The 12,889-nt window shown below is 33.6% G+C and carries 10 protein-coding genes; 7 read left to right on the top strand and 3 right to left on the bottom strand.

Annotated elements, in window-relative coordinates:
* Window positions 1-45 precede the first annotated feature (45 nt).
* A complete protein-coding gene (locus tag ACODSB_RS06470; RefSeq protein ID WP_053471534.1) occupies window positions 46-399 on the bottom strand; it encodes a hypothetical protein in 354 nt (117 codons plus the stop codon).
* Between the two features lie 41 nt (window positions 400-440).
* On the bottom strand, window positions 441-1,466 hold the full coding sequence (locus ACODSB_RS06465) for a LacI family DNA-binding transcriptional regulator (protein ID WP_291151119.1): 1,026 nt from the start codon (window positions 1,464-1,466) through the stop codon (window positions 441-443).
* A gap of 166 nt (window positions 1,467-1,632) precedes the next feature.
* Here ACODSB_RS06465 and ACODSB_RS06460 point away from each other — a divergent pair, with 166 nt between their 5' ends.
* The 3 genes from ACODSB_RS06460 (at window position 1,633) to ACODSB_RS06450 (ending at window position 7,656) form a co-directional block, all read left to right on the top strand.
* Window positions 1,633-4,272 carry a TonB-dependent receptor gene (locus ACODSB_RS06460; protein ID WP_488936430.1) on the top strand — a complete coding sequence of 880 codons (2,640 nt, stop codon included), beginning with the start codon at window positions 1,633-1,635 and terminating at the stop codon, window positions 4,270-4,272.
* A 305-nt stretch (window positions 4,273-4,577) separates the two neighbouring features.
* The gene (locus ACODSB_RS06455) at window positions 4,578-5,798 is read left to right on the top strand and encodes an MFS transporter (RefSeq protein ID WP_488936429.1); all 1,221 of its coding nucleotides are present in this window, start codon (window positions 4,578-4,580) and stop codon (window positions 5,796-5,798) included.
* Window positions 5,788-7,656: a trehalase family glycosidase gene (locus tag ACODSB_RS06450; RefSeq protein WP_488936428.1), complete on the top strand. Its 1,869-nt coding sequence runs from the start codon at window positions 5,788-5,790 to the stop codon at window positions 7,654-7,656. The genes ACODSB_RS06455 and ACODSB_RS06450 overlap by 11 nt, the downstream gene beginning before the upstream one ends.
* Before the next feature lie 290 nt (window positions 7,657-7,946).
* Here the strand turns inward: ACODSB_RS06450 and ACODSB_RS06445 are convergent, their stop codons facing one another.
* The gene (locus ACODSB_RS06445; protein WP_488936483.1) at window positions 7,947-8,921 is read right to left on the bottom strand and encodes a polyprenyl synthetase family protein; all 975 of its coding nucleotides are present in this window, start codon (window positions 8,919-8,921) and stop codon (window positions 7,947-7,949) included.
* A 267-nt stretch (window positions 8,922-9,188) separates the two neighbouring features.
* Between ACODSB_RS06445 and ACODSB_RS06440 the strand changes: the two genes are divergently transcribed.
* The 4 genes from ACODSB_RS06440 (at window position 9,189) to ACODSB_RS06425 (ending at window position 12,867) form a co-directional block, all read left to right on the top strand.
* A complete protein-coding gene (locus tag ACODSB_RS06440; protein WP_053471529.1) occupies window positions 9,189-9,710 on the top strand; it encodes a YceI family protein in 522 nt (173 codons plus the stop codon).
* 108 nt (window positions 9,711-9,818) lie between these two features.
* On the top strand, window positions 9,819-10,418 hold the full coding sequence (locus ACODSB_RS06435; RefSeq protein WP_180857169.1) for a TetR/AcrR family transcriptional regulator: 600 nt from the start codon (window positions 9,819-9,821) through the stop codon (window positions 10,416-10,418).
* A 37-nt stretch (window positions 10,419-10,455) separates the two neighbouring features.
* Window positions 10,456-11,790, top strand: coding sequence for a TolC family protein (locus ACODSB_RS06430; protein ID WP_180857170.1), 1,335 nt, complete (start codon window positions 10,456-10,458; stop codon window positions 11,788-11,790).
* 9 nt (window positions 11,791-11,799) lie between these two features.
* Window positions 11,800-12,867 (top strand): efflux RND transporter periplasmic adaptor subunit, encoded by a 1,068-nt coding sequence (locus ACODSB_RS06425; RefSeq protein ID WP_053471526.1) that lies wholly within the window; start codon window positions 11,800-11,802, stop codon window positions 12,865-12,867.
* The last annotated feature ends 22 nt before the right edge of the window (window positions 12,868-12,889 follow it).

The following is a 12,889-nucleotide window of genomic DNA, read 5'->3' as shown; positions in this document are numbered from 1 at the left end:
CGTGATCAAAAAAATCTCAGAACCTTAGCATCTCAGCATCTTTTTTTACTTGTAATGATTTCTAAACCAAACCTTCTGCCATTCTCTTTTTAAAATTAAAAAAGCAACCTGTTCAGCTAAAATTACCAAATCTGATCCATCTAGTTTTTTGATTTCGATTTCAGAAACATCAATAATGTAAAGTAGATTCAAATATTCAGCAAATTTGTACTGAATCATTCTGTAGATTTTTTCGTGAAGCTGGATTTTTAATTCTTCGGGAGAAATGCTAAGCGGAAAATCAATTCCTTCATTGGCCAGATTAAAATCTTTATTGATTTGCTCAATCAGACTTAAATATAAATTTTCTCTTTCGGCATCAGCCAATAAAAAATCGGTATTTTCAGGAATTGGAAACATTGATGCTCTTTAAGAATTGAGGCAAAGTTAAAACTAAAAAATCATTTAACCGTTGATTCTCTTTCAATGATTCTTGTGGGAAGTTCTATAATTTGATGCGTTACCGGTTTGTGTTCTTTTATGTCGGCAATTTCATCAATTAAAATAGAAACCGCTGTGTGTCCCATTTCAAATCCGGGCTGATCAATTGTCGTTAATTTAGGAGAAATTACCGTACTCATAAACCAGTTGCTAAAGCCAAAAACCGCCACCTGATCCGGTGTTTTTATTCCAGCTTCATTAAAATATTTTATGATTCCGATAGCGACTAAATCTGTAATCGCAAAAATGGCATCAATATCCGGATGTTCGTTCATGATTTTTTGGGCATTTTCATAGCCGTCTTCAAAATCAGTATTGTTATCGCAAACGTAAACCAATTTCGAATCGTATTCAATTCCGTGAGCTTCGAGCGCGCGTTTATAACCTAAAAAGCGATCAATAGAATTTTGAGGAACATACGAACCTCTAAAATGAGCGATTTTTTTATACCCTTTATTAATAAGATACGTAACAGCATCATAAGCTGCTTTGGCATCATTAATAACTACTTTAGAACATTCTACTCTTTTGGCAATTTTATCAAACAAAACAACAGGTGTATTTTTTCGAATCGCTTCATTAATATGAGAGAAATCATCTGTTTCGTTTGAAAGTGACATTAAAACGCCATCAACCCGCTTTTGAATTAATAAAGCAAGTTGTTTTTTCTCCATTTCATATTTTTCGTTTGATTGCAGAATGATAACCAAATAACCTCTTTTTTCGGCTTCTTCTAAAATGCCGTTTAAAACGCTCGAAAAAAAGTGATGAACCGTTGCGGGGATAATGACACCAATGGTTTTGGTTTCGTTGGTTCTTAAATTAACCGCTACAGAATTAGGCATATAGTTCATCGTTTCGGCCATTTCGATAACTTTGGCGCGTGTCGATTTGCTAATGTCTGTATATCCTTTTAATGCCTTTGAAACCGTTGTAACCGATATTCCTAAGGCCGAGGCTATATCTATTAATTTTGTATCATTCATGAAATAAATGTAGTAAAAAATAAACTTCATTAATAAAAAATATATTTCCGAAAACGTTTTAGGTGATTTCGAAAACGTTTTCGATTTAGAATTGCTAAATTGTGTTTAATTAGTGTTTTAAGTTTACAGTATAAATGAAAAATTTACTAACTAAACCAAAAAAATCATGAAACAGAAACATTCTTATTTAGGTATATTATTTTTGATAATGTGCCTAATTACTGTTCCAAATAATTTATTTGCCCAGGCAAAAAACACGGTGTCTGGAAAAGTATTAGACGAAACCGGACAATCAATTCCGGGAGCAAATGTATCTTTAAAAGACACTGGAAAAAATACGATAACAGATGAAAACGGACGCTATGTTTTTACCGATGTCATTGCCGGAAATTATGTTGTAGAAGCAACAAATGTAGGTTACAAAACATACAGCAAAGAAATTTCGGTAAAAGAAGGAGAATCTGTAGTGGCAGATTTACTTTTAGAAACCGAATCTCAAAGCTTGAAAGAAGTGGTAGTAACAGGTTCATCTGCCCCAAGATCGAAACTTGAATCCAGCGTTGCCATTACGACAATGGGAGCAAAAGCAATCGAAGACAGAGCGCCATCAAGTACGGCGGCTTTATTGCAGACAATTCCGGGATTTGTGGTTGAAGCATCTGGAGGAGAAATTGGAAACAACCTTTTTGCAAGAGGAATTCCGTCTGCGGGAGCTTATGAATATGTACAAATTCAGGAAGACGGATTACCGGTTTTTGAAGATGGTGCATTACAATTTGCCAACGCCGATACTTTTTACAGATTGGACGAAACGGTGAGTAAAATGGAAGCTGTTCGTGGAGGTTCTGCCTCAATTTTCGCTAACAATGCTCCTGGGGGAATCATCAACTTTATTTCTAAAACAGGTCAAAATGATTTTCAGGGAAGAGCAAAATTCACTACTTCAGATTACGGAATGTTCAGAACTGACCTTAATTTGTCTGGCGCTTTAATTCAGGATAAATTATTTTTTAATGTCGGCGGATTTTACAGAGCTGACAATGGTGTAAGAAATACTGGTTTTACAGCTAATAAAGGCGGACAAATCAAAGGAAATATTACTTATAAATTTGATGACAGCGATTATTTAAGAGTTAACTTCAAACATCTTGACGACAGAAACACATTCTATTTGCCAATTCCTTTAAAAAGCAATAACGGAAAAATCGAAGGTATCGACGGATTTAATCCAAATTACGGAACGTTGACTTCAGTAAATTTCAGTCATTTAAATGTTCCTCAATATGGAGGCGGAACTTTCAGCGCAGATTTAGAAGATGGTTCTCATCCTGTAATCAACTCAATTGGAGCTGAATTCAAAAAGAAAATTTCAGATAAAGTTACTTTCAAAAATGCCTTTAAACAAACGAGCATCGATTTAAATTACAATGCTATTTTCCCTAATGGCGGACCTTGGACACAAGATGCTTACGCAACAAGCGTTCAAAATACAACGGCTAGTAATTTGACGTACAGTTATGTAGATAACGGAGCTACTCTTGATCCAAATGCTTTAATCATGAGAGCAGACCTTTGGCACATTGAAAAGAAAATGAACAATTTTGCGAATAATTTCTCTTTTTCTTTTGATTTAGATCCTGTGAAATTAACGGCTGGTTACTACTATTCTAACTGGAAATCAAATCAATATTGGAACTGGAATTCCTATTTAGTAGGCGTTTCAGACAATCCAAGATTATTAAACGTAAAAGATAATACAACTGGAGTTGATCATACCTGGAATGGAGTTGAAAGAATTACTTGGTTAGAAAGAGATGCACAAACAAAAGGACTTTTGAATGATATTTATGCTGACGCAGAAATTAAAGCGACAGATAATTTGACTTTCAACGCAGGTTTAAGATACAACAAAGACAAATATTCCGGATACAGAGACAACGCTAGATTTTTCTCGGAAGATTTAGGAATTTTAGACAACAACACGGCCGATGATGCAGTAACAACTGTAAAAGGAAATCCGTACACCTATTGGAGATATGATGTAAGCGAATGGTCGTATACTGCCGCTGGAAACTACAAATTCAACGACAATATGGCTTCATATGTTCGTTACAGCCACGGATTTAGATCTCCAATTGAAGAATCATTTTATGATAATGCAGCCGATTTAAGCAAACTGGAAAATACTGAAGTAAATCAGTTTGAATTGGGTTATAAATATTCAAGTTCTTTCTTCTCTGTAAATGCGAATTTATTTCACATGAATTTGAAAAACGTTGCTTTCACGGATATTTTATCTGATGGATCTTCAGAAAATAAATTTGCCGACGTAAACAACATCGGTCTTGAAGTAGAAACCAATGCGAGATATGAATTCGTAAAACTGAACTTTACATTCACAGTTCAAAAACCAGAATACGATAATTTTACTGGAACAAATGCCGACGGTTCTACTTTTGATTTCAACGGAAATACAGCAAGAAGAATCCCTAAATTTTTCTGTAACCTAAGACCAGAAGTTGATATTACAAAAGATTTTACAGCTTACGTTCAGTTCTCTTATTACGATAAAAAATTCACGAATCAGGATAACAAACAAGTTTTACCGGCTTATAAAGAAGTTGGAGCAGGTTTAAATTACACGTATAAAAACCTTCGTTTTGCAGTCGATGCATCGAATTTATTCAACGAAATTGGTTTAACAGAAGGAGATCCAAGACAAACAACATCTGCAGCAAGCGATGTGTTCATGGCAAGACCTATTTTAGGACGCGCCTTCAGATTTTCTGTAGCCGTTAATTTCTAAATCTAATATACGCAAAGCTACTGTAGAGGCGCACAGCAGTGCGTCTCCACACAGTAACCACAACGAATAAAAAAATATTAAACACATAGAAACATAGATTTTTATACGCTAAAAAAAGAGCAAAAAAGAAACTAGTTTCCACACATAGCTATGTGAATTAATGCAAGTGAAACGCCTTTTGAGTTCAATCTAAGCTATGTTTCTATGTGTTAAATTTAATACACGTACAGTTACTGTAGAGGCGCACAGCAGTGCGTCTCCGAACAGTAACCACAAAGAAAAGCATAGACAAAACAAATAGAAAAATGAAAAACATAGGAATTAAAATCTCACTTTACCTCAATTATTTTGTCTTCGCTATTTTATTAAACAGCGTAGGAATTGTGATTTTAAAATCGCAGAAAAATTACGGAGTCGATGAAGTTCAGGCGAGTATTTTAGAGGCTTTTAAAGACATGCCAATTGCTATTGTATCCTTCTTTATAGCCTCTTTTCTGCCCCGAATAGGCTATAGAAAAGCTATGTTAATAGGATTGGCTTTAGTGACTTTAGCCTGTATTTCTATGTATTTTGGAAATTCATTTGACAATGCTAAAATCCTTTTTGCAACCGTTGGAGTTTCATTTGCCCTGATAAAAGTTTCCGTTTACTCGTTAATAGGAACCGTAACCGAAACCAAAAAAGAACACAACGCTTTAATGAGCAGTATTGAAGGTTTTTTTATGGTAGGAATTGCGCTGGCTTATTTTTTATTTCCGGCTTTTAATAACGAAAACGATCCAAATTCATGGTTAAATGTATATTGGTTATTGGCGGGATTATCATTTTTATCATTTCTGTTTTTACTATTTGTAAAATTTGAAGAAGCCGAAGTTTCGGCAGGAGTAAATCTAAAAGATGATTTTCTGCAGATGTTCAAATTAATGGCAAAACTGCTAACCGTTATTTTTGTTATTAGTATCTTTTTATTTGTAATGATCGAGCAGGGAATACTTTCATGGTTACCCACATTCAATACAAAAGTGCTTCATCTGCCGGAAAATATTAGTATTATGATGGCCAGTATTTTGGCCATTTCATTAGCAATTGGAAGATTGATTGCCGGAATTGTAACCAAAAAAGTAAACTGGATTTATGTTTTAAGTGTCTGCATTATTTCGGCCATGTTAATTGTTGTTTTTGTACTTCCAAAAACAGTTGGGCTAGAAGTAAAAAATATTAATACACTTTCAGATATTCCGTTAATTGGTTTTGCATTTCCTCTAATCGGATTATTTATTGCACCTATTTATCCGTTATTAAATTCGATTGTATTAAGTGCTTTACCAAAGAATTTACAAAGTTCCATGACCGGATTAATCGTGATTTTTTCTGCTCTTGGCGGGACATTAGGATCCAGAATAACAGGCTGGCTTTTTAAAAATGAAGGACCGGAAAAAGCTTTTTATTTCACCTTAATCCCAATGACTTTATTACTGATCTCATTTTTTATTCTTAAAAAAATAACTGCAAAAGATGAAATTTAAATTACATATAACCCAAACCATCGAAAAATTATTGGCTCAGGAAGATACTGACGGCGATAAAAAAATTACGATTGATGATAACGGTCCAAAAAAGTTTTTGCTGTACGATCTAGATGGAAATCCCGCAGATATTAAAGGAACTTATCAGCTTTCGAATTTATTGCAGGAATTGGCTTTGGCTAAAAAAAACAATACCGAATTTGCAGTAATCGATTTAAATGAAATTACCGAAGATCCTGTAAAACGTATTTCAAGAAAAATAAAAGATTTATATTGGAATGGTCTTACGCGAACAATTGATGCAACGGGCGTAAAGAAAATCCTGGAAGACGATAAAATCGAAAACGAATTTGCCTATCTATATGTGCCTTTTGGCGACGAAATTGTTTTTGATTATTTCAAGAAATTAGAAGCAACAACTCCAAAATTAAAAGTGGTACAGCTGCCTAAAAACATTTCACCTGAATATGTTTTATCACTGAATAAAAAACCGGGAATTCTGGCTTTGGCACTTCAAATAAAGAACAATGAAATTTTGGGTGTTCCGTTTGTGGTTCCCGGCGGAAGGTTCAACGAAATGTACGGTTGGGACAGTTATTTTATTGCCAAAGGACTTTTGATTGATGATAAAATTGATCTTGCTTTAGGAATTGCCGAAAACTTTAAATATCAAATTGATCATTACGGAAAAATTCTAAACGCCAACCGCAGTTATTATTTAACCCGCACACAGCCGCCGCTTTATACGTCTTTAATTATGGATGTTTTGGAAAGGTCTAATCCTGATATTTTTTGGATTGAAAGACATTTAAAAACCGCCATAAAAGAATATCTAACGGTTTGGATGGAAGAAGGAAAACGACTTACTGCAAATGGTTTAAATCGTTATAAAGCAGAAGGAATCGGACTTCCGTTTGAAGTTGAAGAAGGACATTTTGATGATATTCTGGAACAATATGCGCCAAAATATAATCTCTCAACCCGCGAATTCGAAAAGAAATATCTCGAAAGAGAAATTGTCGATCCGGAACTCGATAAATATTTTACACACGATCGAAGTATGCGCGAAAGCGGTCATGATACAACACATCGATTGGTTGGAGTCTGTGCTAATTTAAATACCGTCGCAATAAATAGTTTACTTTATAAATACGAAACTGATATTGCTTTTTTGATTAAGAAATACTTTAAAAACGAATTTCAATACTTTGAAGATAAATCTTTTTCAAGCGATTATTGGATTTTAAAATCATCAGAAAGAAGAGAAAAAATAAACAAATTGTTATGGAATCCTGAAAACGGAATTTATTTCGATTATGATTTTGTGAACGAAAAACAGCATGTTTTTGACGCTGCGACCACTTTTTACCCGCTTTGGGCAAAAATAAGCACGCAGGAACAAGCTGATATTTTGGTTAAAAAAACGCTTCCAAAGTTTAAAATGAAAGGCGGAATTGCCGGAAGCACCAAGGAATCAATTTCAGGTTTTGACGATAATTCGCCAACAAGACAATGGGATTATCCGTTTGGCTGGGCACCGCATCAAATGCTTTTGTGGGAAGGTTTATTAAATTATAATTTTAATGAAGAAGCGCAGGAAATGGTTTATCGCTGGCTTTGGCTGATTACCAGAAACGCGGTAGATTACAACGGAACAATTCCGGAAAAGTTTGATTTATCAATAAGTTCGCACAAAATTTTCGCCGAATACGGAAACGTAGGAACCGAATTTAATTACATAACCGAAGAAGGTTTTGGATGGATGAATGCTTCGTATCAATTTGGTTTAACCATTTTAGAAGATGATTTAAAACAAAAATTATCAGATTTAGTTGATCCAGATGATTTATTTTCATAAGCCTTCGACTTCGCTCAGGATGACACTCCGTTCTATAATAACGTTTGTCAGGCTGAGCGAAGTCGAAGCCCTTTTAGATGATACTGTAAATGACAAACCCGACAGGTTTTTAAAACCTGTCGGGTTTACTATGTGTAGATTTTTTCGCCACCAATTACACGAATTTTCACTAATTTAATTACAATGAATAATTCGTGGAAATTAGTGTAATTGCTTCGCCTATTCGCTATCGCTCGGGTCGTGGCAAACAAAAAAAATCTATATAATCCTTTTAATCTGTGGCAAAAAAACTAAACTTTCCTTCCCATTAAATTCTCACCAAAAGTTCTCAAAACATCTTTTTTCTCAGCGCTAATATCCATTTTATCTAAAGTATCAAAAGCTTTAAAAGTATACATTTCAATCGCTTCCTGAGTTGCTTTTGAAGCTCCAGATTCGTTAAAAATAGCTTTTGCAGTTTCTATTTTTTCTGAATTATCTTCTAATTGTAAGCTGAATAATTTTTGTAATTCTGAAGCTTTTTCAGCAGAAGAAAATTCTAAAGCTTTTAAGTATAAATAGGTTTTTTTGTTTTCGATAATATCACCGCCAACCTGTTTTCCAAAAGTTTCCGGGTCTCCAAAAGCATCTAAATAATCATCTTGTAATTGAAAAGCCAATCCTAAATTTAATCCGAAATCATAGATTAAATCGCCGTCTTTTTCAGAAGATTTGGCCACAATTGCACCCATTTTCATGGCAGCAGCAACCAAAACAGCAGTTTTATATTCTATCATTTTTAAGTATTCAGGAATCGTAACATCTTTGCGCGTTTCAAAATCAACATCCCATTGTTGTCCTTCACAAACTTCAAGAGCCGTTTTGCTAAAAAGTTTTGCTAAATCTCTAAAAACTGCCGGTTCGTATTGTTCAAAATATTGATATGCCAAAATAAGCATAGTATCACCAGAAAGAATTCCGGTGTTTAAATTCCATTTTTCATGAACCGTAACCTGACCTCTTCGCAAAGGCGCATCATCCATAATATCATCATGAACAAGCGAAAAATTATGAAAAACTTCAACTGCCATTGCCGCTGGAAGTGCCACTTTATAATTAGTATTAAAGACTTCTGCGGCCATTAAAGTAAGTACCGGACGCATGCGTTTTCCGCCAAGCCCTAAAATGTATTCAATAGGTTCGTAAAGATTTTTAGGTTCTTTATGTATGTCTTGTTTATTTAAATATTCAATAAAAAAATCCTGGTACTGACTAATATCGTGCATAAAATGAAATTCTGATTTACGAAGCCCAAAGATACGATTCATAATGAATTATTTCTTTCTTAAAATTAAAAGATAGTTTCCGCTTAAAATTGTCATTAAATCATCTAAATCTTAAGAAGTTAAAATTATTTTGAAAAAAACTTGGAAACTTTTTTGGTGTTTAGAGTTTCCTTTCTATATTTGCGCCATTAAATGGAAACTTAGAACACTAAAAAAGTTTCCGCGAAGAGTTTGAAAAATTTATAAACTCATTAAAATTAGGTATTTATGAAAACAACATGGACTATAGATTCTACTCAATCTGATGTTTTAATCAAAATGAGACATTCTATAATTGCTTATTTAGGAGGAACAACAAATAAATTTGACGGTTATGTGAATATTGAAGACAATGAAATTGAAGATGCATCGGTTGAATTTTCATTGGATATTAATAATAAAAAAGAAAGCTTTCAGCAAATCGATACGAATTTACAGCTTCAGGATTTCTTTGATGTAGACGAACATCCAATTATTAGTTTTAAATCGACTTCATTTCAAAAAATAAACAATAACATCAATTTCTTTAAAGGCGATTTAACGATAAAAGATGTAACAAGAGTGGTAGAACTTGATGCAGAATTTATTGGTGTTAACACTTACAACGGAGAAAAAAAGGTTGCTTTTGAGATTAAAGGAGATATCAAACGTCAGGATTTTGGTCTGGACTACAATTCTTTCCATCATAATGGAGGTTTAGCTCTTGGAAAAGATATTAAACTGATAGCCAATCTGGAATTTAGTATATAAATCTTACACAATGAATAATTTAATGTAAAATTATTACAAAAATGACGGAAACTATTTTTTTGATTTTAGTTTCCTAATTATATTTGTAATGCAATTGGAAAAATTAAAATGAAAGAGAAAATTATATCAAAAGCAAGTGAGTTGTTTTTAAGACTTGGTTTTAAGAGTGTTACAATGGATGATATTGCTGGAGAAATGTGTATCTCAAAAAAAACGATCTATAAATATTTTTGTAATAAAGAAGTTTTGATCGAAGAGAGTACCTCATCAGTTCACAGACAAGTACACGAAGTTATTGATACCATCGTAGCTAAAAACTACAACGCAATTCATGAGAATTTTGAGATTAGAGAAATGTTTCGCGATATGTTTAAAAACAGCACCGACACCTCTCCTTTATACCAGTTAAAAAAGCATTATCCTGAAATTTATCAAAATGTAATGACACACGAAATCGAACAGTGTAACCATTATTTTAGAGATAATATTTTAAAAGGCATTCGTGAAAATTTATATCGACCTGACATCAATATAGATTTGTATGTGAAATTTTATTACACCTTGATTTTTCACATTAATGAAACAACCATTTCTGAAAGAGAAGCGCAAAAAATAGAATTAGAAGCTTTAGAATATCATACCAGAGCGATGGCGACAGAAAAAGGTATAATCGAACTCGAAAAGCAGCTTGAAAAAATTAAAGAATAATCATAATCATCAATCTCTAAATAATATTTAACTACATATGAAACGAATAGTTCTTATATTTTTGTGCACAATTGGTCTGTCGGCCAACGCGCAAGTAACCACCTTAACCTTAAAAGACGCCATAAACTACGCGCTTCAAAATAAAGCCGATGCTAAAAAAGCAAAACTGGAGGTTGAAAACAGTGAATACAAAATTCAGGAAGTGCGTTCAAGAGCATTGCCTCAAATTAGTGCAAACGGAAACATAACATACAATCCGGTTATTCAGACAACAGTAATTGACGGAGCAGGATTTGGTGCGCCGGGAACTACAATCCAGGCAGCATTTGGTCAAAAATGGACATCAAACGCAGGGCTTTCTTTAACTCAGGCAATCTTTGATCAATCTGTTTTTACAGGTTTAAGAGCAGCAAGATCGACACGTGAATTTTATCAAATTAATGATCAGTTAACAGAAGAACAAGTTATTGAAAGAGTTGCAAATAACTACTATTCTGTATATGTACAAAAAGAAAGATTGGTTTTGTTAGACAGCAATTATGTAAACACAACAAAAGTTCGTGATATCGTAAAAGGCCAGTTCGATAATGGTTTAGCAAAAAAAATCGACCTGGATCGTATCATTGTAAAAATGTCAAATATTGACACGGAGCGTCAGCAGATTAAAAACCAAATTACTTTACAGGAAAATGCATTGAAGTTTTATATGGGAATGCCTATCGAAACTGTAATTGATATGCCAAAAGAAGAATTTGATGTTGTTCCTGCTGCCTTAACAGAACAGCCAAATGTTGAAAACAGAACAGAATATCTGCTTTTGAAAAAACAAGAAGAGCTTTTAGTATACAATAAAAAAGCAGTTGAAGCTGGATATTACCCTACACTTTCATTAACAGCTGGTTACAATTATATTGGTCAGGGACCTCAATTTCCTTGGTTTGCAAAACCAAAAGATGGAGTATATTGGTCAGATTACTCTGCAATTGGATTAAACTTACACGTACCAATTTTTACAGGTTTTGGAACTCGTGCAAAAGTTAGACAAGCAGATGTTCAAATCAGATCACTTCAGGAAGATATCAAAGACACGAAACTTTCTCTTGATTTAGATTACAGAAATGCAATCGCTCAAATCGAAAACAATCTTGTAACGATCGAGAATCAAAAAGAAAATATGCGTTTGGCAACTGAAATCTTAAGCAATACAAAAAACAATTACCTTCAGGGGTTAGCATCTTTAACAGATTTGTTAGATGCTGAAAATGCATCACTTGAAGCACAAAATAATTATACAAGAGCAGTTTTAAATTATAAAATTGCCGAAATATCTTTAATCAAATCAAAAGGCGAACTAAAATCTCTTATTAAATAACTAATTACAATGAAGAAAACTATTACAACAATCGTAATCATAATTGCAGCCCTGGGTGTAATTGGATATGTCTTAAATAATAATAAGAAAAAGAACAAGGCAAAAACTGATATCGTAGCAGAGAAAAATGCTGCAGTTTCAGTAAAAATATCTCCGGTAAAAACAGAAGAAGTTTCATTAGATTTTGTTGCAAACGGAAACTTTCAGCCAATTCAGGAATTAACTTTCTCTGCAGAAAAATCTGGAAAAGTAATCAGCGTTTTAGCTAAAGAAGGGGACTACGTAAGAGTAGGACAGACATTATTAACTGTAAGAGGAGACGTTATTAATGTAAGTGCACAACAAGCTCAGGCAGCTTTTCAAAATGCAAAATCAGATTACAGCAGATATGAAAACGCATTTAAAACAGGCGGTGTTACAAAACAACAATTAGATCAGGCAAAATTAGCTTTAACAAATGCAGAGTCTAATTTAAAACAAGCGAACATCAATGTTGGAGATACTAAAGTAAAAGCGCCAATCAATGGTTTTATCAATAAAAAATACATTGAGCCGGGATCTATTTTAGCAGGAATGCCAGCTACAGCTTTATTTGATATCGTAAACGTTTCTAAATTAAAATTAGTAGTTACAGTAAACGAAAATCAGGTTGCAAGCTTAAAAGTAGGAAACCATATTAATGTAACGGCTAGTGTTTATCCTGATAAAAATTTCTCTGGAAAAATTACGTTTATCGCTTCAAAAGCAGATGAGTCTTTAAATTTCCCGGTTGAAATTGAAATCCAAAACAATGCAAACAACGATCTAAAAGCAGGTATGTACGGAACTGCAAACTTTGCATCAAACCAACAAAAACAAAACTTGATGGTTGTACCTAGAAATGCTTTCGTAGGAAGTGTAAACAGTAACGAAATCTTTGTTGCTGAAAACGGTGTTGCAAAATTAAGAAAAGTTGTTGCTGGAAGAATTTTGGGAGATAAAGTAGAAGTTATCAAAGGTTTATCTGATGGTGAAAAAGTAATCGTTACAGGTCAGATTAACCTACAAGACGGAAACACAGTAGAAATTATTAAATAATTATTTGGCTATAAGCCGTAAG

The organism is Flavobacterium sp. FG68, from assembly GCF_057808895.1.
This window is presented reverse-complemented; position numbering and strand designations above follow the sequence as displayed.

What these genes read in the sequence shown, in the direction of transcription:
- ACODSB_RS06440 (WP_053471529.1), top strand. Translation starts at nt 9,189, where the DNA reads ATGAAAACAACATGGACTATAGATTCTACTCAATCTGATGTTTTAATC.
- ACODSB_RS06465 (WP_291151119.1), bottom strand. Translation starts at nt 1,466, where the DNA reads ATGAATGATACAAAATTAATAGATATAGCCTCGGCCTTAGGAATATCG.
- ACODSB_RS06430 (WP_180857170.1), top strand. Translation starts at nt 10,456, where the DNA reads ATGAAACGAATAGTTCTTATATTTTTGTGCACAATTGGTCTGTCGGCC.
- ACODSB_RS06470 (WP_053471534.1), bottom strand. Translation starts at nt 399, where the DNA reads ATGTTTCCAATTCCTGAAAATACCGATTTTTTATTGGCTGATGCCGAA.
- ACODSB_RS06425 (WP_053471526.1), top strand. Translation starts at nt 11,800, where the DNA reads ATGAAGAAAACTATTACAACAATCGTAATCATAATTGCAGCCCTGGGT.
- ACODSB_RS06445 (WP_488936483.1), bottom strand. Translation starts at nt 8,921, where the DNA reads ATGCACGATATTAGTCAGTACCAGGATTTTTTTATTGAATATTTAAAT.
- ACODSB_RS06450 (WP_488936428.1), top strand. Translation starts at nt 5,788, where the DNA reads ATGAAATTTAAATTACATATAACCCAAACCATCGAAAAATTATTGGCT.
- ACODSB_RS06460 (WP_488936430.1), top strand. Translation starts at nt 1,633, where the DNA reads ATGAAACAGAAACATTCTTATTTAGGTATATTATTTTTGATAATGTGC.
- ACODSB_RS06455 (WP_488936429.1), top strand. Translation starts at nt 4,578, where the DNA reads ATGAAAAACATAGGAATTAAAATCTCACTTTACCTCAATTATTTTGTC.
- ACODSB_RS06435 (WP_180857169.1), top strand. Translation starts at nt 9,819, where the DNA reads ATGAAAGAGAAAATTATATCAAAAGCAAGTGAGTTGTTTTTAAGACTT.